At 61.8% G+C, this 23,186-nt stretch carries 20 protein-coding genes, 1 tRNA gene and 2 pseudogenes; 13 read left to right on the top strand and 10 right to left on the bottom strand.

What is annotated here, in order from left to right:
* Position 1 precedes the first annotated feature (1 nt).
* The 3 genes from dacZ to K6I40_RS26145 form a co-directional block, all read right to left on the bottom strand.
* Positions 2-814 (bottom strand): diadenylate cyclase DacZ, encoded by an 813-nt coding sequence (gene dacZ / locus K6I40_RS26135; RefSeq protein ID WP_222918316.1) that lies wholly within the window; start codon positions 812-814, stop codon positions 2-4.
* 1,573 nt (positions 815-2,387) lie between these two features.
* A tRNA-Leu gene (locus K6I40_RS26140) sits at positions 2,388-2,472 on the bottom strand.
* Between the two features lie 120 nt (positions 2,473-2,592).
* Entirely contained in the window at positions 2,593-2,763 is a 171-nt protein-coding gene (locus K6I40_RS26145; RefSeq protein ID WP_222918317.1) for a hypothetical protein, read from the bottom strand.
* A 234-nt stretch (positions 2,764-2,997) separates the two neighbouring features.
* On the opposite strand from K6I40_RS26145, the gene K6I40_RS26150 reads away from it, so the two are divergent.
* Positions 2,998-3,306, top strand: a complete 309-nt coding sequence (locus K6I40_RS26150) for a transcription initiation factor IIB family protein (protein WP_222918318.1) — start codon at positions 2,998-3,000, stop codon at positions 3,304-3,306.
* Between the two features lie 144 nt (positions 3,307-3,450).
* Here K6I40_RS26150 and K6I40_RS26155 read toward each other — a convergent pair whose 3' ends face one another.
* A complete protein-coding gene (locus tag K6I40_RS26155) occupies positions 3,451-3,918 on the bottom strand; it encodes a phosphopantetheine adenylyltransferase (RefSeq protein WP_222918319.1) in 468 nt (155 codons plus the stop codon).
* Between the two features lie 150 nt (positions 3,919-4,068).
* On the opposite strand from K6I40_RS26155, the pseudogene K6I40_RS26160 reads away from it, so the two are divergent.
* The 3 genes and pseudogenes from K6I40_RS26160 to K6I40_RS26170 all read left to right on the top strand — a co-directional run bounded on the left by K6I40_RS26160 (position 4,069) and on the right by K6I40_RS26170 (position 8,362).
* Positions 4,069-6,322: pseudogene (locus K6I40_RS26160) on the top strand (NADP-dependent malic enzyme).
* A gap of 4 nt (positions 6,323-6,326) precedes the next feature.
* Positions 6,327-7,790 carry a PQQ-binding-like beta-propeller repeat protein gene (locus K6I40_RS26165; protein ID WP_222918320.1) on the top strand — a complete coding sequence of 488 codons (1,464 nt, stop codon included), beginning with the start codon at positions 6,327-6,329 and terminating at the stop codon, positions 7,788-7,790.
* A gap of 200 nt (positions 7,791-7,990) precedes the next feature.
* On the top strand, positions 7,991-8,362 hold the full coding sequence (locus K6I40_RS26170; RefSeq protein ID WP_222918321.1) for a 30S ribosomal protein S8e: 372 nt from the start codon (positions 7,991-7,993) through the stop codon (positions 8,360-8,362).
* Positions 8,363-8,468: 106 nt separating this feature from the next.
* Here K6I40_RS26170 and K6I40_RS26175 read toward each other — a convergent pair whose 3' ends face one another.
* Positions 8,469-9,452: an aldo/keto reductase gene (locus K6I40_RS26175; RefSeq protein WP_222920467.1), complete on the bottom strand. Its 984-nt coding sequence runs from the start codon at positions 9,450-9,452 to the stop codon at positions 8,469-8,471.
* 250 nt (positions 9,453-9,702) lie between these two features.
* Between K6I40_RS26175 and tnpA the strand changes: the two genes are divergently transcribed.
* A complete protein-coding gene (gene tnpA / locus K6I40_RS26180) occupies positions 9,703-10,086 on the top strand; it encodes an IS200/IS605 family transposase (RefSeq protein ID WP_222913008.1) in 384 nt (127 codons plus the stop codon).
* Between the two features lie 61 nt (positions 10,087-10,147).
* Positions 10,148-11,386 (top strand): RNA-guided endonuclease TnpB family protein, encoded by a 1,239-nt coding sequence (locus K6I40_RS26185; protein ID WP_222918322.1) that lies wholly within the window; start codon positions 10,148-10,150, stop codon positions 11,384-11,386.
* Between the two features lie 75 nt (positions 11,387-11,461).
* On the opposite strand, the gene K6I40_RS26190 is transcribed toward K6I40_RS26185, so the two are convergent.
* The 3 genes and pseudogenes from K6I40_RS26190 to K6I40_RS26200 all read right to left on the bottom strand — a co-directional run.
* Positions 11,462-12,457 carry a phosphate uptake regulator PhoU gene (locus tag K6I40_RS26190; RefSeq protein WP_222918323.1) on the bottom strand — a complete coding sequence of 332 codons (996 nt, stop codon included), beginning with the start codon at positions 12,455-12,457 and terminating at the stop codon, positions 11,462-11,464.
* A 245-nt stretch (positions 12,458-12,702) separates the two neighbouring features.
* The gene (locus tag K6I40_RS26195) at positions 12,703-12,930 is read right to left on the bottom strand and encodes a hypothetical protein (protein ID WP_222918324.1); all 228 of its coding nucleotides are present in this window, start codon (positions 12,928-12,930) and stop codon (positions 12,703-12,705) included.
* Between the two features lie 271 nt (positions 12,931-13,201).
* A pseudogene (locus tag K6I40_RS26200) lies at positions 13,202-13,441 on the bottom strand (hypothetical protein); the annotation flags it as partial.
* Positions 13,442-14,075: 634 nt separating this feature from the next.
* On the opposite strand from K6I40_RS26200, the gene K6I40_RS28790 reads away from it, so the two are divergent.
* Complete coding sequence (locus K6I40_RS28790) at positions 14,076-14,789, top strand: RNA-guided endonuclease TnpB family protein (RefSeq protein WP_255682174.1); 714 nt, start codon at positions 14,076-14,078, stop codon at positions 14,787-14,789.
* A gap of 79 nt (positions 14,790-14,868) precedes the next feature.
* On the opposite strand, the gene K6I40_RS26210 is transcribed toward K6I40_RS28790, so the two are convergent.
* Positions 14,869-15,561 (bottom strand): metallophosphoesterase family protein, encoded by a 693-nt coding sequence (locus K6I40_RS26210; RefSeq protein ID WP_222918325.1) that lies wholly within the window; start codon positions 15,559-15,561, stop codon positions 14,869-14,871.
* A gap of 169 nt (positions 15,562-15,730) precedes the next feature.
* On the opposite strand from K6I40_RS26210, the gene K6I40_RS26215 reads away from it, so the two are divergent.
* Together K6I40_RS26215 and ggt are read left to right on the top strand one after the other, a co-directional pair.
* On the top strand, positions 15,731-16,396 hold the full coding sequence (locus K6I40_RS26215) for a 2,5-diamino-6-(ribosylamino)-4(3H)-pyrimidinone 5'-phosphate reductase (RefSeq protein ID WP_222918326.1): 666 nt from the start codon (positions 15,731-15,733) through the stop codon (positions 16,394-16,396).
* A 184-nt stretch (positions 16,397-16,580) separates the two neighbouring features.
* Positions 16,581-18,455 (top strand): gamma-glutamyltransferase, encoded by a 1,875-nt coding sequence (ggt, locus tag K6I40_RS26220; protein WP_222918327.1) that lies wholly within the window; start codon positions 16,581-16,583, stop codon positions 18,453-18,455.
* Positions 18,456-18,537: 82 nt separating this feature from the next.
* Here ggt and K6I40_RS26225 read toward each other — a convergent pair whose 3' ends face one another.
* The gene (locus K6I40_RS26225; RefSeq protein ID WP_222918328.1) at positions 18,538-19,308 is read right to left on the bottom strand and encodes an enoyl-CoA hydratase-related protein; all 771 of its coding nucleotides are present in this window, start codon (positions 19,306-19,308) and stop codon (positions 18,538-18,540) included.
* Between the two features lie 135 nt (positions 19,309-19,443).
* On the opposite strand from K6I40_RS26225, the gene msrA reads away from it, so the two are divergent.
* The 4 genes from msrA to K6I40_RS26245 all read left to right on the top strand — a co-directional run bounded on the left by msrA (position 19,444) and on the right by K6I40_RS26245 (position 23,133).
* Complete coding sequence (gene msrA / locus K6I40_RS26230) at positions 19,444-19,974, top strand: peptide-methionine (S)-S-oxide reductase MsrA (protein ID WP_222918329.1); 531 nt, start codon at positions 19,444-19,446, stop codon at positions 19,972-19,974.
* 250 nt (positions 19,975-20,224) lie between these two features.
* Entirely contained in the window at positions 20,225-21,244 is a 1,020-nt protein-coding gene (locus K6I40_RS26235) for a hypothetical protein (RefSeq protein ID WP_222918330.1), read from the top strand.
* 104 nt (positions 21,245-21,348) lie between these two features.
* Positions 21,349-21,774 (top strand): CBS domain-containing protein, encoded by a 426-nt coding sequence (locus tag K6I40_RS26240; protein WP_222918331.1) that lies wholly within the window; start codon positions 21,349-21,351, stop codon positions 21,772-21,774.
* Positions 21,775-21,912: 138 nt separating this feature from the next.
* On the top strand, positions 21,913-23,133 hold the full coding sequence (locus tag K6I40_RS26245; RefSeq protein ID WP_222918332.1) for an FAD-dependent oxidoreductase: 1,221 nt from the start codon (positions 21,913-21,915) through the stop codon (positions 23,131-23,133).
* Positions 23,134-23,186 lie beyond the last annotated feature (53 nt).

The following is a 23,186-nucleotide window of genomic DNA, read 5'->3' on the forward strand; positions in this document are numbered from 1 at the left end:
ATCAGTACGCCTCCGGATCGACCTCCAGGATAAGTTCACCGGCCTTGAACGCCCGGACGAGACCGTCACTCTCGGAGAGGACGATCGAGATCGCGTTCGTATCCCGCGTGATCGCAGCGCCAGACATGTGTCGCGCACCCAACCCCTTCGGAATGTCGATCCCCTCTGCGGACGGCTCAAGGTAGCGATACGCCGAGACGATCTTGCCTGCATCGGAGATGATAAACGCGCCGTCGAGACGTGAGAACTCCTTCAGCATGACGTTCACGATCGGATCGCCGACGTGGACGTGGGACTTCTCGAAAGGGTTGTAGGAAAGTGGACGGGACTTGTTCATCACCTTCCCCGCGTCGCCGACGATGAACAGCGCACCCACGGGCTTCCCCTTCTGGCCCTTCTGTCCCAGTTCGATCGCCAACTCGAGGACCGCCTTGACGACCTCCGGGTCCGCCCGGGATTTGACGAACAGATCGTAAATTCCCGTCTGCGTCTCTATGTCCGCCCGAACTCGAGAAACCGTATCGATCCCATCGCTGAAGACGCTCGTCGCACACGCGAGGTCATCACCGCCCTCGATCACGCCCTGTTCTAGGGCTCCCTCGAGGCCAAAGCGGATCCGATCGGTGATCTCCTCGAACTCGAGGGGGAGCTCGACGAACGTCTCCGCGCCGACTGCGTTTTCGGTCCCAACAACGACTACGTCGAGATCATCGACAGCCGTGAATCGCTCGTAGTATGAGCCGCTCGGCGAAAAGAGCACGACAGCATCAACACTCGCAAAGATATCCCCGAACACGTCGTCTAACCCGGCCATTGATACTACAACCCGGTCCTGCGCGAATAAGCGTTATGGAGCGTCTGACGTGCGTCTTTCGCACGTCATTCGACTTCAATCGGTGGCAGCCTACGCTACACCCCGCGGTGAGTGCTGCTCGGTGGCTCTCGAACGCGGTCGTGTAATCGTGTCGCTCGAGTGATGTTGTCTCTCGGGTTTCGGTCGTGACTGCTCGAGAGGTGATGAGGGTGTCGGCTGGTTGAGGCTGGATTCCTCCGTCTGAAGCCGCTTGTGGAGAAGGCGCAGGACCGGATTCGAATCAGATATCGATAACAGCACGTATCTCTACGTGCACACAAACAGAGACATCGTTACTCCCGCGTCCTCAGGCCCGCAGTCTTGAGCATTTGACTCTGCGTTCCCTAGCGCCGGAGATACGGCGTGATCGATCGCTCTCACTAGGAGTTCTCTAGGAAAGTCCGCGTAGAGAAAATATAGCAATACTTTTTGGTGGTGGTAGTACTACTCTTATCCGTAGGCACCCACCGTATCATGACCAACCGCCTACATCAGCGATAAAAGAACGGCAATACGCCGGCCGTCATAGCGGCCAGCGTTATTCGTCACGCGGTGCCTCGGTCGATGCGGCGATCGCGACGGCGACGAACACCCAGCCAACTGGATTCCCCTGTCCTATCAGGGCAATGCCGCCAGTCGCGAAGGCCGCGCTAACTTTCGGAGTGATGGATTCTCACCCCAGTGGCATCTTTTGTTTTGAGACGCAATTCATCCGTGCGTCCAGTGGTCAGAGACCACAATTCTCAGACCGTGACCAGTTTATACTGATGAACAGGCGCAATACCACGGCCTTCAGGCCGTGAATACGCGCCGTAAGCTTGATTGTTCGACCCCACTATACACCTCTTGTGCGCGGAGAACTGGCAGTTGACTCGGTGTTTGCCACGGCGCGAGCCGAAATCAAACAAGTGAGCCGACCGCGCCGACCGACACAAAACAAGACACCTCCGAGCCGTCAACGCGGTAGGAGTAACGGCTTCGTGGCAGAGCCAGCGCCGTCGGTCGCAAACCGTAGACTCCCAACCGTCAGGATTGACCTGCCCGGCCAACACCGGGTGGGAGGCCCGCGTCTTTAGGCGCGGGAGGATGTCACAAAAACCCCTGTAATCCCCTCTTGCAGTTCATTTCAAATCGGCGTGTCCTCCGCACGGAGATTCCAAATCGATCCAGTACCGCTATAGTAACAACTGAAATGATTTACACGCCGATTGCATAGCCGTTGTGCGATCGGGTGTGCATTGACTTCCAGTGGCTACTATAGTGTATCGACTACCATGTCCAGAACTAACCGACTATCTCGTAGTAGCTGACAACATTGCCTCGAAACCAAGTTCCTCTATTATAATAGCCGACAATGTCACCGACCATCACCGGCTGTCACCGGTTCATCTCCAACCTTCGTTCACGAAGTTATTAGCGGAGAAGGCGCGGGACCGGATTCGAACCGGAAGAAACCTCACTTCGTTCGGTTTCCAAGGCTCGAATCAGTCCTGCTCCCTCACTCGTTTCTCGCTCCGCTCGAGAACTCGTTTAGTGCGCGGGACCGGATTCGAACCGGCGGACCCCTACGGGACAGCGTCCTAAGCGCTGCGCCGTTGGCCTAGCTTGGCTACCCGCGCTCACAACTTCGTTTTCACGAATCGAGTAAGTACCTGTCGGTCCGCGCTAGTGCCGTTCCGACCTGCCGGACGAACCACCAAACCACGAGTTCGACCCGACGGTCGATACTCGAGCGGATCCTAGTGTTTCACTGGCTCCTCCGGTGACCAGTCCGGCGGGACGATGAACGTCACGTGCTCGGGGTCGCGAAGCTGGTGCAGCTCCGCGGCCTGTTCGGCCAGCGACCGCTCCCGGTACGGCATCTCGAGCCCGCAGCCGGTACAGACGAGTTTGCAGGTTGGCTCTTTCATAGAGAGGTACGACCGCCCCCAACGACGGGTGTCTCTACGCTTGGACCGACGGATGGTTTAGTAGTTATCTCCTAGTGAAATCAGCCGAGAACGGCCGTATTTCCGAGGTATTCGTATCTGAACGTTGCCAGTCGTAGTGCATCATTGGCGAGTCGGTCGTCAGAGCGTCATCTGAGCGATGCGCTGTGGTGGCGCGACCGTGGGTTTATGCCGTCCGACCCGATACCCGGCAGTATGCATAGCGCCCGCGATCGCATCGAGTACGAACCGTGGCTTGAGGATCTCTCCGAGATCGCCGAGCGCCTGGAGCTCTCAACGGAGGCGCGATCGTGTGCGGTCGATCTCTTCCTCACTGACGTTCCTTCGTCCGATCGCTCGAAGCAAGCGGTCCTAGCCGCCAGCCTCTATGCCGGCTCGCTCGTCGCCGGTGACGGCCGCACACAGGGTGCGGTCGCCGAGGCTGCAGACGTCTCTCGACTGTCGATCCAATCGCGCTGGAAGGAGTTGCTCGAGTCGGCCGGCCTCGAGCCGCCACGCTGGTAACAGCGTCGTACATCCGACTGTTCACCGCCCAGTGATGGACTGATTTGGCATAAGTATACGATACGAGAACGAACGGTGCAAAATGGATGTCTATCGGAAATTGCCGCAAGCCAGGCGTGATCGCCTCGGGACCTCGCGTCCGCTTCAGTCGTCGTCGATGACGTTTCCGTGTTCGTCGATTTCACCGCTGACGACCCGCGTACTCGAGATGATGTCGCCGTCGTCGGCGAGGACGTGCGGAACGACGACGACCTCGAGCGGATCGTGGCCCCGTTCGCGGCGGATTTCGTTGATCCGCTCGCCGCCCTCGCGGGTCTCCGGCGAGACGACCAAGTAGTCGAACTGCGGTTCAGTCGCGATTCCCGTCGGCGATTCGAGCATCCTGACTTCGAACTCGCGGTCGTGATCAGCCGCGATCGTCTCGAGTTCGGACTCGAGGTCCGCTTTCCGTTCGTCGTACGATCGGACTCGTCGGTCGACGTCCCGTGTCTTCGGCGCGAGTTCGTCGCTGGTCAACCCGACCGTCACGTCTCCGAGTTCGAACGCCCGTTCGAACAGCCGCCGGTGGCCGTCATGAACGGGGTCGAAGGTCCCACCAAGCGCGACGTCCATACCCCACGTCATTCTCGCGGTGCGTATAAAACGGTCGAATCGATATATTTTCTCACGGGGAGCCGCGTATATCTCTATAGCCGTCTATTTCGACAGATGTCGAAACTCCCCTTCACATTGTTTTTAGTAGTCGCCTGCAGTGTCCCCGGTATGGGACTAGACGAGGACGCATTAGAGTACCACCGGACCGATCCGGCAGGAAAGATCGAGATATCGACCACGAAACCGACGAACACGCAGCGCGACCTCTCGCTCGCGTACTCGCCGGGCGTCGCCGCGCCGTGTCTCGAAATAGACGAGGACGAGACCGACGCCTACCAGTATACGGCGAAGGGCAATCTCGTCGGCGTCGTCTCGAACGGCTCGGCCGTGCTCGGCCTCGGCGATATTGGTGCACAGGCCTCGAAGCCGGTCATGGAAGGGAAGGGCGTCCTGTTCAAGCGGTTCGCGGATATCGACGTCTTCGACCTCGAGCTCGATGACTCGGACCCCACAAGCTCGTCGAGGCCATCAAGATGATGGAGCCCACCTTCGGCGGGATCAATCTCGAGGACATCAAAGCGCCCGGCTGTTTCACCATCGAAGAACGCCTGCGCGAGGAAATCGACATCCCGGTCTTCCACGACGACCAGCACGGCACCGCGATCATCTCCGGCGCCGCGCTGCTCAACGCAGCCGACATCGCCGGCAAGAGCCTCGAGGAACTCGAGGTCGTCTTCTCCGGCGCCGGTGCGAGCGCGATCGCGTCGGCCCGCTTCTACGAGTCGCTCGGCGTCCGAAAGGAGAACATCACGATGTGTGACTCCTCGGGGATCATCACCGAGGCCCGCGCGGAGGAGGGCGACGTCAACGAGTACAAACAGCAGTTCGCCCGAGACCTCCCCGAAGGCGGTCTCGCGGACGCGATGAAGGGCGCGGACGTCTTCGTCGGCCTCTCGATCGGCGGCATCGTCGATCAGGAGATGGTGCAGTCGATGGCCGACAACCCGATCGTCTTCGCGATGGCCAACCCCGACCCCGAGATCGGTTACGAGGAGGCCAAAGCGGCCCGCGACGACACGGTCATCATGGCTACCGGCCGCTCGGACTACCCGAATCAGGTCAACAACGTCCTCGGGTTCCCCTTCATCTTCCGGGGTGCACTCGACGTGCGCGCCACTGAGATCAACGAGGACATGAAGGTCGCGTGCGCCGAGGCGCTGGCCGAACTCGCCCGACAGGACGTTCCCGACGCGGTCGTCAAGGCCTACGGCGACGATCCGATTCAGTACGGTGCCGACTACATCATCCCGAAGCCCGTCGATCCGCGCGTGCTCTTCCGCGTCGCGCCGGCGATCGCGGAGGCCGCGATGGAGTCCGGTGCCGCTCGCACCGAAATCGATATCGACGCGTACGAAGAGGAACTCGAGGCCCGCCTCGGCAAGTCCCGCGAGATGATGCGGGTCGTCCTCAACAAGGCCAAGAGCGATCCCAAGACGGTCGCGCTCGCGGAGGGCGAAAACGAGAAAATGATCCGCGCGGCCTACCAGATTCAAGAGCAGGGGATCGCCCTGCCGATCCTGATCGGCGACGAGGACGAGATCAGGGGGACGTCTGCGAATCTCGGACTGGACTTCGATCCGACGGTCGCCGATCCGTCCGTCGGCGACTACGATGAGTACGCCGACCGGCTCCACGAGCTCCGCGCTCGCAAGGGTATCACGCGGAGCGAGGCCGGCGAACTCATCGAACGCGACTCGAACTACTTCGGCAGCATAATGGTTGAACAGGGCGATGCTGACGCTCTACTAACCGGTCTCTCCCATCACTACCCTCGGCGCTCCGACCGCCGCTGCAGGTTGTCGGCACCGACGAGGATGTCGACTACGCGGCCGGCGTCTATATGCTGACGTTCAAGAATCGCGTGATCTTCGTGGCCGACGCGACGGTCAATCAGGATCCCAACGAGGAGGTCCTCGCGGAGGTCACCAAGCAAACTGGCAAGCTCGCACGCCGGTTCAACATCGAACCGCGCGCCGCCTTGCTCTCGTATTCGAACTTCGGTAGCGTCAACAACGAGGGGACCCGCAAACCCCGCAAGGCAGCGTCCATGCTGCAGGACGATCCCGAGGTCGACTTCACGGTCGACGGCGAAATGCAGGCCGACACCGCCGTCGTCGAGGATATTCTCCAGGGCACCTACGGCTTCTCCGAACTCGAGGAGCCCGCGAACGTGCTGGTCTTCCCGAACCTCGAGTCGGGTAACATCGGCTACAAGCTGCTCCAGCGACTCGGCGGTGCCGACGCCATCGGCCCGATGCTGGTCGGGATGGACGAGCCGGTCCACGTCCTCCAGCGGGGCGACGAGGTCAAGGACATCGTGAACCTGGCCGGCGTTGCGGTCGTCGACGCCCAACAGGAGTAAACGCGTGAGCGAGCACGCCGCCGACCGTCGCGAAGACGGATCCGAGCGCACCGTCTCCGTTGCCGACTCCGATCGCACCAGTCGCGAAACCGACGGTGCTCGAGTTACCAGACGGCGGCTGCTCTGTGCTGCGGGGACTGCCGGAACGATCGGTCTCGCCGGCTGTGCTGGACGACGGTATCGGTCGCCATCGGACTGTTCCGCCGTCGCTGCCGCTGCCGAAACCGCAGACGGGTACGTCCCGCTGCCCGCGGACGAGGACATCTCGATGTTTCGGCGCGGACTGCGCCGCTACGGCTACTATCCGGACGAGACCGTTCCGTCCGACGTTCGCGTCGACTGGTCGTTCCCCACCAACCGTATCGGACACACGGCGGCCAAGTCGACGCCCCGACCGACGCCGGACGGCGAAACGATTCTCGTCGCGAGCGATACCGGCCGGATCGACGCCGTCACACCGAGTGGCGAGCGCCGCTGGCGTATCGATACCGGTGCCTCCAGAAGCCTCGGGTTTCATGGAACGCCGGCGATCGTCGACGGCACCGCCTATATCGGCGGCTACGACGGCGATTGCTACGCCGTCGATATCGACTCCGGCGACGTGATCTGGCGAACGTCCGCGCGCGAGTTCGGCGGCGCGATCGCGATCGGCTCGAGTCCCGCCTATATCGACGGCAACCTGTACCTGCTCGCCGAGTACAGCGATCCCGCCAGCGGCACGCTCTGGGAGCTCGACGCCGCGACCGGGAATCCGACCTGGAGCGACGACCGCCTCTGGGGGATGCCCCACCCCTCGCCGGCGATCGACTGCGAGACCGGTCGGCTCGTAACCGGGTCGAACGACGGCGTCGTCTACTGCTGGGAGTTCCCCTCCCTCGAGTTCGCCTGGTCGTTTCAGGCCAGCGGCGAGGGCGGCCCCGACGGCGAACCGATGGCAGATGGCCGATTCAATCTCGGCGCACAGATCAAGGGGACGATCCCGACCTACGACGGCGCGGCGTTCGTCGGCTCCTGGGACAGCCACTTCTACCGGCTCAACCTCGCGGACGGCAGCGAGGAGTGGTCGTTCGAGACCGGAAATATCGTCATGTCGAATCCGGCGATCGATCCCCAGCAGGGGGTCATCTACATCGGGAGCGACGACCACCACGTGTACGCGCTCGATACCGAGACCGGCGACGAACTGTGGTCGGCGGACGTCGGCGGTCGCGTCATCGGATCGATAACCGCGACGGCCGAGACGATCCTCGTCGGCTCCTACGATACGCACCTGTACGCCCTCGACCGGGCGACCGGCGACCGGCGCTGGCGAGTCGAAAACCGCGGCCACGTCACCAGCGGTGCGATCCCGCAGGGCGACCGGATCTACTACGCCGAGCGCGGCATCTTCTCGAACTACTACGACGATGACGAGGAGACGGTGCTTGAGAAGCCCGGCCGCGCCTACTGTCTCGTTCCGGATGAATGAGTACGGTCTACTTCAGTCACCGCGAGCGAAGCCGGAGGCTGAGTGAGCGGGCCGACGACTGATGTGGAGGCCCCGAAGGGGCCGGAGCGGAGGGAGGGGTGCTTTTCATCGACGTTTTGCCGAGGGCGCGGCTTTGCCGCGCCCGCAGAGCAAAAGGTCGTAGCAGTGCATTCAAGTATACGCCCGGATTTTTATCGGGTATGCAAGATCAGGGACGCTCTACGCGCAAACGAACCGGTGGCCGACTGAAGAACGTTCGAAAACGACGCAAGAACGAACTCGGTCGCCTCCCGACCGAGACGGAGGTCGGCGAACAGCGATTCCGGACCGTCGACGCTCGCGGAAACGTCACGAAGACCCGAGCGCTCTCGACGGACGTCGCGAGCGTCAACAAGGGCGACGAGACGGTCTCCGCGGAGATCGAGGACGTCGTCGAGAACGACGCTAACCCGAACTACATCCGCCGGAACATCATCACGAAGGGAGCCGTCATCGAGACGAGCGAGGGGCAAGCCCGCGTCACCTCCCGTCCCGGACAGACCGGTCAGGTCAACGCCGTACTCCTCGATTAACGCGACCTGGTTTTCGGTTCACTGCGATTCGTGACAGTGTCGTTCAATAGCGGGTAGTATCCCTGTCGCTGCTGTTGCCGTCGGTAGCTCCACGCCTCGCGTCGTGTCACACGTCCCCAATATCGGGGTTCCAGACGGGCGTGATCGGATCCTCCAGTCGTTCGAGTTCCCCATCACTGAGAGTAACGTCGAGTGCGCCGGCAGTATCCTCGAGGTGGGCGATCGTCCGCGGGCCGACGATCGGTGCGTCGACGGTATCTTTGTGGAGCAACCAGGCGAGCGACACTTGTGCCGGCGTCGCATCGTGGGCGTCGGCGATATCACGGACCTGCTCGAGAACGTCCCAGTTCGCCTCGGTGAACCGTTTCTGCATGAATTCATCCGTCGCGGCACGGCCTGAGTCCGGCTCCTCGTCCCGTTCGTATTTCCCGGTCAGGAAGCCGCCGGCCAGCGGCGACCACGGAATAACCCCGATGTCTTGGTCGGCACACAGCGGCAACACGTTCGCCTCTTCGTGGCGGTCGACGAGGTTGTACTCACACTGCATCGAGACGAAGCGCTCGTAGTTGTCGACGTCGGCCGCGTGCAGTGCCTTCATCAGTTTCCAGGCCGGCATCGTGCTTGCGCCGACGTACCGTACTTTGCCCACCTCGACGAGCCGGTCGAGCGCCGAGAGCGTCTCCTTGATCGGCGTCTCGTCGTCCCAGCGGTGGATCTGATAGAGGTCGATGGAGCCGGTTCCCAGCCGATCGAGGCTGGCATCGGCCTGTTCGAGCACATGTTTACGGGAGAGGCCCTGTCCGTTCGGTCCCTCATGCATCCGACCGTATACCTTCGTCGCGACGACGAGTTCCGACCGGTCTCGGTCCGCATCGGCGAGGGCGTTTCCGAGGATTTCCTCACTCTCACCGCTCGAGTAGACGTTTGCCGTATCGAAGAAGGTGATGCCGAGCTCGAGCGCGCGATCGATCACCGCGTGGGCCTGCTCGCGGTCGTGGACCATCCAGGGCTGGTCGGTCCCGAAGTTCATACAGCCGAGGCAGAGCCGAGAGATGTCCAGTCCCGTCTCACCGAGGCGCGTGTACTCCATGCCGTCATCCTTCGTCCTGACGCGGGTTAAAGCCGCCATGGAGTCCCTCGAGCACTGATACGATGAAAACGAGTCACGGGTCCGCCGATTCCGGTCTTGGGCGGTGATACAGAGCGATAGCGCATACCTCCGTCTTTAGGCGGAGGTCAAGCAATAGGCATTGTGTTAATTCACGAGTCTCCGCTACTGCTTGATTTCCCACTCTTCACCGATGGTATTAAGACGGTATGAACTATAGTATGCAACACGGATGAAGACTACACGGCACGCGACCTACAACCTCAACTACCACATCGTGTGGTCGCCGAAGTACCGCCAGTCGGTATTCGTCAACGAGGTCGCTGACCGTGTGCGAAACATCCTCCACGAAATCGCTGACGAGAAGGGAGTAGAGATACTCGACATAACCGTCCAACCCGACCACATCCATCTGTTCGTCAGTAGCCCGCCGAAACACGCTCCCTCGCTTCTCGCTAACTGGTTCAAGGGAATTTCCTCGCGGAAATATAACCACCGCTACGCCGATAACGAGAGTGAGAAGATTCGATGGGCGCGAGGCTACTACGCAGGGACGGCGGGGAACGTCTCCAGCGAAACGGTTCAGGACTACATCCAGCGTCAACAGAACTCATGAATTCTGTTTGGCCCACGAGAAACGCGGCGTGTTTCTCGGGACGTCACGAGGAGGGTGACACATGACGGAACTCACCAAGACGCTGGAACTGAAACTAGTCGACCCGAACGCCCACAAGCAGAGGAAACTCCGTGAGACGCGGGACGCCTACCAGCAAGCCCTCGCGGATGCGTTCAACGCTGGTTGTACCACCCAGACCGAAGCGAACGACGTAGTGGTTTACTACGACTTGAGCGGGTACGCGAAGAACGCACTCAAGAAGTACGTCCCGCAACTCACGACGACCTACAACGCGGGCGAACTTCACGACGACCACCCCGTTCGCTTCACCAACGAAGGACTGCGCCTCGACCACAAGCCCGAGAACGCTATCGAGTGGTACGTCAAAATCCCCCATCACGAAGACTATCACCTCTGGATGCCAGCACAATCGAATCCCGAACAGCGAGGTTGGCTGGAAGCGTTGAACGCGGGAGACGCCAAGATGGGCGAGAGTCGCCTATTCGAGCGGGACGGGATGTGGTATCTCCACGTCACCGCCACCCGTGACGTGGAGGAACGCTCCGATGAATCCGCCGAAGAACGGACGCCTATCGGAATAGACATCGGGGAAGCGTCACTCGTCACGGTGTGTCACCGTGATGACCACGGTTCTCCGACCCGCCCCGAACTATGGGCTGACGAGGGGAAGACCGTTCGCCGGCTCCGCAAAACCCACTTCACCGCCGCGCGACGGCTTCAGGAGCGCGGAAGTGAACGTATGGTGGAGTCCTACGGTGATGACCTGTGGGCGCAGATTGACGATGTGTTCCACCGTGTGACCCGCGAAGTCGTGGAGTATGCCGAGGCGGTCGAGAATCCCGTGCTCGTTCTTGAAGACCTAACGTATATTCGGGAGTCGATGGACTACGGCGAGTACATGAATCGCCGTCTCCACGGTTGGGGATTCGCCAAACTCCACGCCCAGATACGCTACAAAGCCGTCGAGAAGGGTATCCCCGTCGAAATGGTGAATCCGTACAACACATCGAAGGAGTGCCATTCGTGCGGTGAAGTGGGGTATCGTCCAAAGCAGGCGACGTTCAAATGCACGAACGACGACTGTTGGATGGGCGAGTACCAAGCGGACGTGAACGGCGCGATAAACATCGCAGACCGCTACCTCAGCGGAGAGAGTCGTTTCAGAGAACACACGGACGACGATGACTCGGCTGAGGATGGGGCGCGTTTGACCGCGCCACAAGACAGCCAAGCCGATGCTGAAACCCAGCAGAAGACGTTTGGAACATATGCGTCTTGAAACCATAGGGTCGTTGCACTCGGCCTGAAATCTCGTGGCGAGATTCCCGCGTCTTCAGGCGCGGGAGGAGGTCAATCAGGGCCGCGGTGCCGCCTTCTGGAGTGCCGTCTCGGCGATGTTGCCGCCGTAGTCGGCGCTTCGGGACAGCGAGTCGATGATCAGTCCCAGCGACTGGGCCTGTGCGGGCTCGAGATCGCGGAGCATGTCGTCGATCTGGCGGGTATGTTCATCGATATCGACGACGGCTGCGAGCGCGTCGTGCCCGAGCCGGTTGGCTTCGTCAGCTTCCTCGGCGAACAGCGCGTCCATCGACTGCTCGAAGACGGTCGCGGCTTCGGCGTGGAGGCCGTGGATGGCGTCGGCTACGTCAGCGGGGAGGTCATCGAGCTTGAGCGCGATGTCACTGATCTTAACGGCGTGGTCGGCGATCCGCTCGAGTTGGCGGGCGCTCGAGTGAAAGTCGAAACAAGCTTCGCGGGAGACCCCTAGTTCCTCGACGGCACGCGGCGATCGCAGCGTCGCGCGAAAGATTCGCGAGACGACCAGCCAGAGGCGATCGACGTCGTCATCGCGATCGATCACGTCGTAGGCGATATCGTCGTCGTTCTCGATCAGCGCCGTCACCGCGTCCTTGAGCATCGATTGGGCGATCAGGCGCATGCGCGTGACGGCGTTGACGATCGACAGCTCCGAGGAGTCGAGCAGGTCCTGAATGACCACGCTGTCGCTGGTCTCCTCGAGCACTTCGACACCGACGAGTCGCTGGGTCGCATCGCGGATCGCGCTCCGTTGCTCGGTCGTGATCCGTCCTGCCTCGAGCGAGATGACGTCGAACCCGCTGACGTACATCGTCATCACGGCCCGCATCAGTTCCTCGTCCTCAAGCCCCGATACGTCCAGCGTCCCTTCTTGGCGTCGGGTCTCGCGTTCGGGTGTCAAGAGGAGTTCGTCCCCTTCGGGATAGAATTCGACTGTGGTACCGCTGCTGACGTCGTTATCCGTCGCCCAGGTCTTCGGCAACGAGACGGTGAAGGTCGACCCACCTGTGACCTGCACTTTTCGCGTCTCCATACGACCCGCTTCCGACTGCAACAATATAAATCCACTAGTCTATAGAGTGGTAGAGAATGTCGACTTCTGCCAGCAGACGGCCTGTCTAATGTATTTTGGCCCCTATTGGTTAGTATATATACATCGATAACTGTTGCCATATATAGGTATATATAGAAATGGGTCACGATCGAGTCACGATCGCTATGCGACCGAAATCAAACGGTATCAGCGACGCGCGACTCGCGCCGCGATGATACCGCGGGCTATCGGACGTCGGCGAGATCGACGATGGCTTGGACGTCCGCCGAGAGCCACGTCGTCATCCGCTCCGAGTCGGAACACGTCCGCGGCGTGATCGTACACCGATCGGGCCGGTCCTCGTATCGGACGACGATCGACTCGAGGTCGGTCTCGTCGGTCGAGTACTGCGTGGCCGTGGCCAGTCGCTGTCGGGGTGACCGATCGCCGTAACCGCCGGTGGATCCGTTCATAGTTTGGAAACCTCGCCCGTACACGAATCGAGCGACGACACGTACAAAGCGGCTGCTAATTGTGATATTGAGCGATCTATACGGTTATAGTTGCTCCGTATCGGTGCCGCCGCCGATGTGAATGGTGTCCGTACACCGAGAAATGGGTTGTTTCCCTCGAATGGCATCCGGTACGGCGGACGTATCGGAACGGAACCGAGAGTCACCAAACGAACGGCCCACGGGACGGGGACTGCGAACCACGCAGGTCCCGTCTCGCCGGTTGCCACGCCTACGGACGGGTGTTGTGCCGGACGTCGTCTAACGCGGATCGCATAAGCGTCTCGTGGACGTTGGTTGTCGGACCGTCATCCGTTGGCTGACACCGGTCGTAGGTTCCGTCCGATCGCATCACCCATCTGTTCTGATCGTCCGAGAGCAGCGTCTCGAGGATACCATCGAGTCGGCACTGGAGCCGCGAATCGTCGATCGGCGTGATCGCCTCGACCCGGTTGTCGAGGTTGCGGGTCATCTTCAGTCAGCGAGGAAACCCTGCCGTTTACGACGGGGAGGAATCGCGTACGCTCTGTTCCACGACTGGCAGTTACAGCCGGCTGACTTCCTAATGGAAGACGGTACTAATATAAATACAAGAGACTATATATGAAGTATGGTGGAGATCCGTCGCACTGTTGTCGTCAAACTCGACGTAGACGACAGCGACGCGACTCTCCTCCACGACACCATCGAGGAATATCTGTGGGCCGCCAACTATGTCGTCCGCGACGCGTGGCAAGACGAGTATAAGCCCACTTCAAAAACGAAACTCCACGACCGAACGTACTCGGATGTCCGCGAACAGACGCGGCTTCAAGCCAACCTCGTCCAATCGGCACGAAACAAGGCCGCTGAAGCTATCAAAAGCGTCGTCGCCCGGTGGAAGAACAGCAAGATGGCGTCGCAACCGAACTTTACGACGCCCTCGGTTCGCTACGATAAGCGAAGCGCCACGTTCCACGACGACCGGGTGTCGCTTTCGACCGTCAATGGACGAATCGAAGCCGAGTACGTCCTCCCACCGGAAGGCGACAATCCGCAAACGAAGTACCTCCGCCACGACGACTACGAGGTGACAGGAGCGACGTTACAGTACCGCGACATGACTGATACTTTTATCTCCACATCGGAACGAAGGCCGACGTGGAGTCCGAGATACCGGACAACGGCGACACCGAGCACAGCACAGTCCTCGGCGTCGACCTCGGTATCGAACAGATCGCCGTCACGTCGACCGGACTGTTCTGGAACGGCGACTACCTGAACCACCGTCGGCGGGAGTACGAGCGGATTCGCGGCACACTCCAACAACTGGTACCGAATCAACCCACCGAACGATCAAACAGATGGGCGACCGCGAAACACGGTGGGCTGAAGACTACCTACACCGCGTTTCGAAAGCGATCGTTCACGAGGCCGTTTCGCACGGGTGCGATACAATCGCCTTCGAGGAACTAACGGACATCCGCGACCGGATGCCGGGTACAAAGAAGTTCCATGCATGGGCGTTCCGTCGGCTCTACGACTACGTAGCCTACAAGGCGGAAGCTGAACGGATCGACGTGACACAAATCGATCCAGCGTATACGAGCCAGCGGTGTTCGAAGTGCGGAACGACGCTACGGGAGAATCGCCCGTCGCAATCAGAGTTCTGCTGCCAGGAGTGCGGCTACGAAGTGAATGCGGATTACAATGCAGCGAAGAACATCGGGTTCAAGATGCTCCGTGCGGGGCAAACGTCCCCACACGGAGGGGCGACACGTCACCTCGCCCTGCAGTCGGGGACGCTGAACGTGAACAGCGAGTATTCGCCTGCCGACTAGTTTCGGCTAGAACGGAAGTCCACTGACAAGCTCCGCCCTTTAGGGCGGAGAAGGTGACCCCGGAATCCCCCCTCATATCTCACTCGCTATCGGCCGTGACGATCTTCTCGGACGACCGCTCGACGTGGCTGGTCCCGGCCACGCTAATCGACTCTCCGCGGCGGACGTTGTACGCTGTTAGTCTCCCACCGTAGACACAGCCGGTATCGAGCCCCACTGCCCATTCCCGTTCGATCGGCTCCGCGAGGACGGTGTGACCGAAGAAGACCCGCGGCGGCCCCTCGTAGCTCTCGAACCAGAACGGGCCGTCGTAGCCGTCGCCGTCCAGTGCCCGCATCGTCAGCACGTCGTCGTCCGAGTGCGCTGACAGCGGTCGGCTCGGATCGACCCCACCGTGGACGACGATCCCACCGTCCCACGAAATCGCCGCCGGAAGCGACTCCAGGTACTGGTAGTCGACCGCATCGAGGGCCGGCAGCGAGGCCTCGCCCTCGAGGAGCTTTCGCTCGTTGTTTCCGCGGACCGAGACCAGCCGCGGCGACCGCCTGACGCGATCGAGGACGGCCTTGCTCTCCGGTCCCTTTCGAACCAGATCACCGACGAACACGGCGAGATCGTTCGCGCCGAGTTCCAGCGACCCCAGCAACGCCTCGAGCGAGTCGAGACAACCGTGGACGTCACCGATGACGTAGACGTCGTCCCGGTTCTCAAGGTCGATGTGCCGGTGGTCGAACGATACTGAGTCGTCGAACGCGGAGTTGGCGGTCGTCACGTGTTATGCGTCAGAACTGTCCATCGAAACAGGATAAGTCGTTTATATGTTTCGTATTGAATGCTATATAGGGGCGTATAGCACGGACGAGACCCGGATTTGGGCCTGCAGTGCGTGAGAACGGGACAGGAGACGGGGACTTCTTTAGGAGCGATGCTGCACCACAGGTATGGATGTCATCGTCAACGCCGCCGCGAGCGCGGATGGGAAACTCTCCTCGCGTCGCCGCGAACAGATCGCGATCAGTGGCGAGGACGATTTCGCGCGCGTCGACCGACTGCGGGCCAAAAGCGACGCGGTCGTGGTCGGTGTCGGCACTGTGCTCGCCGACAACCCGCATCTGACCGTCAAAGGCGACGACTTGCGGGCCCAGCGTCTCGAGGCGGGTCGACCAGAGAATCCCGCACGGGTCGTCGTCGACTCGAGCGGGCGGACGCCGACGGATGCGGCGGTCCTCGACGACGCGGCGACGACCTACCTCTGTCTGAGCGAGGCCGCGCCCGTCGATCAGCGCATGGAACTCGCCGATCACGCCAAGTTGATCACCGCGGGTGACGACCGGGTCGACCTCCTTCGGGCGTTCGCAACGCTGCAGGAGCAGGGCCTCGAGCAGGTCATGGTTGAGGGGGGTGGCGAGCTCATCTTCTCGATGTTCGAGGCCGGGCTGGTCGACGAGCTACGGATGTTCGTCGGTCCGAAAATCATTGGCGGTCGCGACGCCCCAACCCTCGCCGACGGCGAGGGGTTCGTCGCCGAGTTTCCGACGCTCGAGCTTGCGGACATCGACCGACTTGATGACGGCGTCTTGCTGATCTGGAAGACTGACGACCGCTAAGCTCGAGCCGTCGTCTCATCGGCCGAACCGTTCGACCGGCGAGTATCAGTGCCAGTACGGTGATATTAGAACGTCTGTTGGAGAGGACTACTCGTCCAGTGTCGCTGGGTCAAACAGTATCATCACCGTATCCGCCGAAGGTATTTTGACTGGTAATATCTATCGTTTGACGGTGTTCTGAAATATGACAAAACGGTCCAATGCGAACCGAGCCGGTGATGGCGCACCACGTCCGAGCGGTCCGTCGGGATTCGAGCGACGCGCCTTTCTGGCGAAAGCCGGAACTGCTGCCGGTGCGCTCGGTATCGGTACGGGATCCGTCGCGGCGAGCGACGCACGGTCGACTACCGACGTTCACGGATTCGAGTGTGAGCGCCCGCAGTTCACGTGCGGCCAGCAGGTGACCGCGGGCGACGGGATGGTCTCGAGCGTCGATCCGATCGCCTCCGGCGTCGCCGCGAGTGTCCTGCGCGAGGGTGGCAACGCCGTCGATGCCGCCGTGGCGCTGCAGTACGTACTGGCAGTCACACAGCCCCACGGATCGGGGGTCGGCGGCGGCGGGTTCATGGTGATCTACGACGCCGACGCGGACGAGGTCGACGTCATCGACAGCCGCGAGCGCGCCCCCCAGGGTGCGACCGCGGACATGTTCCTCGACGACGACGGCGAGCCGATCCCATTCGCGGATCGAATCCGGCTGGGCGAGGCCGTGGGCGTTCCGGGGACCGTGATGGGACTGGAAACGGCGCTGGACCGACACGGATCCCGACCCCGTCAGCGGCTCGTCACCCCCGCGATCGACCTCGCTCGCAACGGCTTCCCGGTCGATAGGGTCTTCGCGAACCAGATCGCGGAGAACTGGGACAAGTTCAACGACGCGGCGAAGGCGGCCTACTCGGACGAGAACGGACGGCCTCTCACAGAGGGCGACACGCACAGTAATACCGATCTCGCCGAGACGTTCGAGGCGATCAAGCGAGGCGGTGCCGACGCCTTCTACGATGGCCCCATCGCAGCGGATCTCGCGGCAACGGTCCGGAACGCCGGCGGTAGCATGACTACCGATGACCTCGCGACCTACGACGTCACGATCGACGAGCCGGTCCGCGCCGAGTGGAACGACGTCGAGATCGTCGGCCAACCACTCCCGAGTTCAGGCCCGAGTACCGTAGCGTACATCCTGAAACTGCTCGAGTCCCTCGATATCGGACAGTACGACCGACGCTCGCCAGAAATGTATCACCTGGTCAGCGAGGCAACGAGCCTAGCCTGGGCCGACCGGAACGAGTACATGGGCGACCCCGAGTTCGTCGACGTTCCGATCGACGGACTGCTTGATGACGCGTATCTCAGGGAGCGCGCTGAGACGGTCCGGGTCGATGACACGCTTGCAGACTACGAGGCGGGAGAGTGTGTCGATCCCGGCAGCCCGCCCGGTATTGAGCCCTCGCAGGCACCATCACCCGACACGAAGCACGGGTCGACGACCCACTTCTCCGTCATCGACGCCGACGGCAACGCCGTCTCGTACACCTCGACGATCGAGCAGTTCATGGGCTCGGGGATGATGGTCCCCGGCCGCGGCTTCATGCTCAACAACGAACTGACGGATTTCAACGCCGTCCCCGAGGGACCGAACATGGTCGAACCGTGGAAGCGGCCGCTGAGCAGCATGAGCCCCACCATCGTCCTTCGCGACGGCGTCCCCGAGTTCACCGTGGGATCGCCGGGCGGATGGACGATCATCACCTCGGTCGCACAGACGCTCCTCCACCGCTACGTCTACGGGCTCGAGCCACTCGAGGCGCTCTCCGAACCGACCGTATTCACCACCGAGTGCCCGCCGATCAGTTGGGAGGAGGACGTGCCAGCACAGGCCCGCGCAGCGACCGAAGTGTTCGGGCAGGTCTGGAGCGATGAGACCAGCGGTGACTTCGGAAACGTCCAGGCCATCGAGATCGGCGACGACGAACTACTCGGCGCGGCCGATCCGACCCGCGACGGGCAGGCCGTCGGATTCGACCGCGGCGGAAAGCGGAGTCACGGACGAAACGACTGAGGGATCGCTAGCGGACGCCCACGGCTGTCGCTGTGGGATCGAGTATGGCTTCGGATCTCTCCTCGCGGGGACTCTCACTCACTCACTCGAATTCGGGGTCCCGATCCTCGACGAACGCCGCCATCCCCTCGCGCTGGTCGTGCGTTCCGAAGAGGCTCGCGAAGGCGCGCTTCTCGTATGCGAGGCCGCTTCCCTGCGGACCCTCGTGGCGCTGGTTGATCGCCTGTTTGGCGGTCCGCATCGCAAAGGCTGGTTTCGCCGCAAGTCGATCGGCCAATTCACTGACGACGTCGTCGAGGTTGTCGTCAGGGACGACCTCACCGAACAGGCCTGCCTCCGCGGCGGAGTCGGCGTCGAGGCGTTCCCCGAGGAAGATCATTCGTCGCGCCGTCTCGTCGCCGACCAGCCGCGGCAGCCGTTGCGTCGCTCCCCAGCCGGGAATGATCCCGAGATCGATCTCCGTGTTGCCGATCAATGCCGACTCGCCCGCGACGCGCAGGTCACAGGCCAGCGCCATCTCGCAACCGCCGCCGAAGGCATAGCCGTTGACCGCGGCGATCGTCGGCGCGGGGAAGGCCTCGAGCGCGTCGGCTACGTCGTGGCCGAGTTCGCCCCACTCTTGGGCGGCTTCCGGGGAGAGGTCCCGCATATACTTGATGTCGGCACCGGCGATGAACGCGTTATCCGCGCCCGTCAAAACAAGCGTGCGGGCGTCCGCCGCCGCGGCCTCCTCGATCGCTTCGCCCATCGCCTCGAGCGTCTCAATGTTCAGAGCATTGAGCGCATCCGGTCGATCGACGGTTATCGTCGCGACGTCGCCATCCCACTCGAGTCGGACTGTGTCCCAGGACATACCGCGGCGTTCGTCAGCCATCGGCAAATCCCTTTGCACGCGATTCAGGTTGCGAGGCAGGGACGGGCCATGTCCGCCGGGAACCGACCGAGCCTACCCGTCACATCTTTCCTCGGTCGCACCCTACAATGGGGTATGGAACGAGCCACGTTCGGCGGCGGTTGTTTCTGGTGTACGGAAGCGGCAATGAAGGAACTCGAGGGCGTCGAGTCGGTTACGTCCGGATACGCCGGCGGGCACGTCGAGGACCCATCCTATCGCGAGGTCTGTTCGGGCAACACTGGCCACGCAGAGGTCGTTCAGGTCGAGTACGACCCCGACGTGATCGGGTACGACGAACTACTCGAGGTGTTCTTCGCCACCCACGACCCGACGCAACTCAATCGACAGGGGCCGGACGTGGGAACGCAGTATCGCTCGATCGTCTTGTCTCACGATGAGGACCAACGAAAACAGGCCGAGGCCTACATCGAGGCGCTCGACCAGGAGTACGACGACGATGTCGTGACCGAACTCGAGGGACTCGAGACCTTCTATCGCGCCGAGGAAAAGCATCAGGACTACTTCGAGAAGAACCCCAACGATGCCTACTGTACGATGCACGCGGCTCCGAAAGTCGAGAAGGTCCGCGAGAAATTCGGCGAGATCGTCGCCGCACAGCAGTGAACCGTCGCTGGTTCGCCGTTGCAGTCCCGACCTCGCCGTAGAAACGCCGTCGCGACGAAAACAGCCGCTCACACGCCGTCAGATGGAACGACGACGGTGTAGTACCGGAATTGGTTCCGTTCGGTCTCCGCTCTGGATTCTGAGGGATGCTGTTTTCGCGCGAACCGTCTCACAATCCTGATGGGATTCTCGCCAGCAGCAGCCCGCCCCTATTTTATATGTGACGTTCCCGGCACAGTCTAGCGTGGAAATGCCGCGTACGAAATACTCGTTACAGAGTGTTCGCAACGGGATCCGAGAGCCGCAACTCATCTGGACGGAGCTTTGTAAGTACCTCTGGTCGGCCCATCGGGAGCTCTTCGAACTCCGCCACGGGAGCGGTATCGACGTCATGGACGAGGACTGGGACACGCTCCTCATACTCGACGCCTGTCGATACGATTTCTTTGCCGACATGAACTGGATCGACGGGACCCTCGAGTCGCGGTTGTCCGCCGGCTCGAGCAGCCCGGGATGGATCGACGCGAACTTCACGGAGAGAGAACACCACGACACCGTCTACGTGAGCGGAAACGCCTTCACGGCCGATATCGGCGACGACGTATTTCACGCGATCTATCCGGTGCCGGCGGAGCCGGTCACGGAGTCGGCGGCCGTCGACGCGGCCGACATCTTCGATCCCCGGCTGCTGGAGGACAGTTCCGTGATCGACCCGGAAACCGTCGTCGAGACGGCACTCGAGGCCCACGACCGACACCCCAACAAGCGGCTGATCGTTCACTTCTTGCAACCACACGTCCCGCTCATCGGCGAGACCGGGCTCGAGATTTACCAGCGGATCGCGTCCCAGCGCGATCTCTCGTCGGTATCCCGCGGCGGCAGAGGGGACCGCTTCGGCGCGCTGAACGTGCAACTCTACGAGATTATCGAGGACAATGCGTTCGATATCGACGTCACCGATCTGCGGCAGGCATATGCGGAAACCCTCGAGATCGTCCTTCCCTACGCCGACCGATTGATCCGAGAGTTAGACGGGAAGTCCGTTATCTCCGCCGATCACGGCGAATTGCTCGGCGAACGGCTGCTTCCCTTTACGAGCCGAAAGTACGGTCACTTCGAGTATCTGGCGAACGAGTCGCTGCGACGCGTTCCCTGGCACGTTGTGGACGCGGACGGTCGGAGACGGATCGTCGAAGAGGCACCGGTCGAGTCCGTTCGCATGGACGAGGATGCGGTGACGGAGAAACTCCGAGTACTCGGCTACCGGTAGCGAAACTCGTTTTTCCATTCGGATTTCGGAAGGGTCTGGACTCGGTCGGTTTCGTGTGAAAGGACTGATTTGAATAGTAGTCCGGGAGTCGTTCAAACTGAACCATGTCCATTGGCAAACTCGGTCCACAGGACGTCGTCACGACCAGTCCGGACAGCCAACTCGAGGAGATCACGGCGATGCTCGAGGAGGAAAACGTCGGCTCGATCGTCGTCACCGAAGACGACGAACCGATCGGGATGATCACTGACCGCGATGCGGCGCTCGCGATCCACGACCACGACGACGTTGGGTCGGTCTCAGTCGAGGACGTGATGACAGAAAACCCGGTAACAGTCCACGAGGACGACGATCCGATCACGATTTCGGAGGCGATCCGCGATAACAACGTCCGCCGCTTCCCGGTCGTCGACGATGACGGCAAGTTAGCGGGCATCGCGACGCTGGACGACTTGGTCGCAACGATCGGCGAGGAACTCGAGAACGTCGCCGATACGATCGAAGCCCAGTCGCCGGAGTACAATCCGTAACGCCTGGAACACCTTTTCGAACCGACTGCGGCACAGCGGTGTGATCTCCGGCGTGTGACTTTCACGTTTTTACCGACGGATCTCCCCACTGAACGCCACCGGTGAAAGGTACGTCCGTCTGGGAGCCGTCGATCGATTATGGACAACCGAATGGACACTCTCGTGATCGGAGGCGGTGCCACCGGAACGGGGATCGCCAGAGATCTCGCGCGCAGAGGCGTCGACGTCACGCTGGTCGAACGGGATGGGCTCTCGTCGGGAACATCGGGCCGCTCACACGGCCTGCTCCACAGCGGCGCTCGGTACGCCGAGGCCGACGGCCCGGAAGCCAGGGAGTGTCTCGAGGAGAACCGAATCCTGCGCCGAATCGGCGGTGCGTGCGTCCGAGAAACACAGGGCCTCTTCGTCCAACTCGCGGACGACGATCCGGCGTACTTCGAGGCGAAGCGCGACGCCTGTGAGGACGTGGGAATTGAGACCGAAGTCGTCAGCGGAGACGCCGCTCGCGAGGCGATTCCGGACCTTGCTGGCGACGTCGAGCGAGCGATGTGGGTGCCGGACGGCGTCGTTATCCCCTCTCGGCTGGTCGCTGCCAACGCGGCCGACGCCCGCGAGCACGGCGCGCGGATCCACACGCACGCACCGGTCACGTCCATGACCGTCGAGGACGAGCGGGTGACGGCGGTCGCGCTCGGTGGCGACGCCGACGAAACGGTACGGCCGAACTACGTCGTGAACGCGACCGGTCCCTACGCCGGCCACATCGCCGACATGGCGGGTCTCACCGTCGAAATGCGGCCGACCCGTGGCGTCATGGTCTCGGTCGAATACGACGGCCTTGAGCCGGTCCTCAACCGATGTCGCGAACCCGACGACGGCGATATCATCGTCCCGCACGACAACGAGGTCGTCCTCGGTACGACGAGCGTGCCGGTTGACGATCCCGACGACTACGAGCAGGCCGAATGGGAAGTTGCAGAGACGGTTCGGGAGTGCGCGGCAATGCTCCCCCCGGTCGCCGACGCCCCCCGCGTTCGGATGTGGTGGGGCGTCCGCCCGCTGTACGAACCCGAGGAAGCCGCTCGCGGCGGCCGCGGGATCTCGAGGGGCTTTCACCGCGTCGATCACGCCGATGAGGGTGTCGCGAACTGCTGTAGCGTCGTTGGCGGGAAGCTGACGACGTACCGTCAGATGGCCGAGGCGACCGCGGACCTCGTCTGCGACCGGCTCGGGGTTGACACCGACTGTTCCACTGCGGACGAGCGATTGCCGGGCGCGTCGGATCCCGAGCGACTTGACGCGTTCGTCCGGGAGTTCGACGGACAGGGGCCAACTGATGCCGATCTCGTCGGGAACTAGCGCTTAGCGGCTGCGGCTCGTACCACCGTCGTCACGACCGGGCAGCGCTGAAG

Source organism: Natrinema sp. SYSU A 869, assembly GCF_019879105.1.
Taxonomy (GTDB): domain Archaea; phylum Halobacteriota; class Halobacteria; order Halobacteriales; family Natrialbaceae; genus Natrinema.

What these genes read in the sequence shown, in the direction of transcription:
- ggt (WP_222918327.1), top strand. Translation starts at nt 16,581, where the DNA reads ATGACAAAACGGTCCAATGCGAACCGAGCCGGTGATGGCGCACCACGT.
- K6I40_RS26190 (WP_222918323.1), bottom strand. Translation starts at nt 12,457, where the DNA reads ATGGAGACGCGAAAAGTGCAGGTCACAGGTGGGTCGACCTTCACCGTC.
- K6I40_RS26215 (WP_222918326.1), top strand. Translation starts at nt 15,731, where the DNA reads ATGGATGTCATCGTCAACGCCGCCGCGAGCGCGGATGGGAAACTCTCC.
- K6I40_RS26145 (WP_222918317.1), bottom strand. Translation starts at nt 2,763, where the DNA reads ATGAAAGAGCCAACCTGCAAACTCGTCTGTACCGGCTGCGGGCTCGAG.
- K6I40_RS26170 (WP_222918321.1), top strand. Translation starts at nt 7,991, where the DNA reads ATGCAAGATCAGGGACGCTCTACGCGCAAACGAACCGGTGGCCGACTG.
- tnpA (WP_222913008.1), top strand. Translation starts at nt 9,703, where the DNA reads ATGAAGACTACACGGCACGCGACCTACAACCTCAACTACCACATCGTG.
- K6I40_RS26185 (WP_222918322.1), top strand. Translation starts at nt 10,148, where the DNA reads ATGACGGAACTCACCAAGACGCTGGAACTGAAACTAGTCGACCCGAAC.
- K6I40_RS26175 (WP_222920467.1), bottom strand. Translation starts at nt 9,452, where the DNA reads ATGGAGTACACGCGCCTCGGTGAGACGGGACTGGACATCTCTCGGCTC.
- K6I40_RS26235 (WP_222918330.1), top strand. Translation starts at nt 20,225, where the DNA reads ATGCCGCGTACGAAATACTCGTTACAGAGTGTTCGCAACGGGATCCGA.
- msrA (WP_222918329.1), top strand. Translation starts at nt 19,444, where the DNA reads ATGGAACGAGCCACGTTCGGCGGCGGTTGTTTCTGGTGTACGGAAGCG.
- dacZ (WP_222918316.1), bottom strand. Translation starts at nt 814, where the DNA reads ATGGCCGGGTTAGACGACGTGTTCGGGGATATCTTTGCGAGTGTTGAT.
- K6I40_RS26155 (WP_222918319.1), bottom strand. Translation starts at nt 3,918, where the DNA reads ATGGACGTCGCGCTTGGTGGGACCTTCGACCCCGTTCATGACGGCCAC.
- K6I40_RS26225 (WP_222918328.1), bottom strand. Translation starts at nt 19,308, where the DNA reads ATGTCCTGGGACACAGTCCGACTCGAGTGGGATGGCGACGTCGCGACG.
- K6I40_RS26245 (WP_222918332.1), top strand. Translation starts at nt 21,913, where the DNA reads ATGGACAACCGAATGGACACTCTCGTGATCGGAGGCGGTGCCACCGGA.
- K6I40_RS26195 (WP_222918324.1), bottom strand. Translation starts at nt 12,930, where the DNA reads ATGAACGGATCCACCGGCGGTTACGGCGATCGGTCACCCCGACAGCGA.
- K6I40_RS26240 (WP_222918331.1), top strand. Translation starts at nt 21,349, where the DNA reads ATGTCCATTGGCAAACTCGGTCCACAGGACGTCGTCACGACCAGTCCG.
- K6I40_RS26150 (WP_222918318.1), top strand. Translation starts at nt 2,998, where the DNA reads ATGCATAGCGCCCGCGATCGCATCGAGTACGAACCGTGGCTTGAGGAT.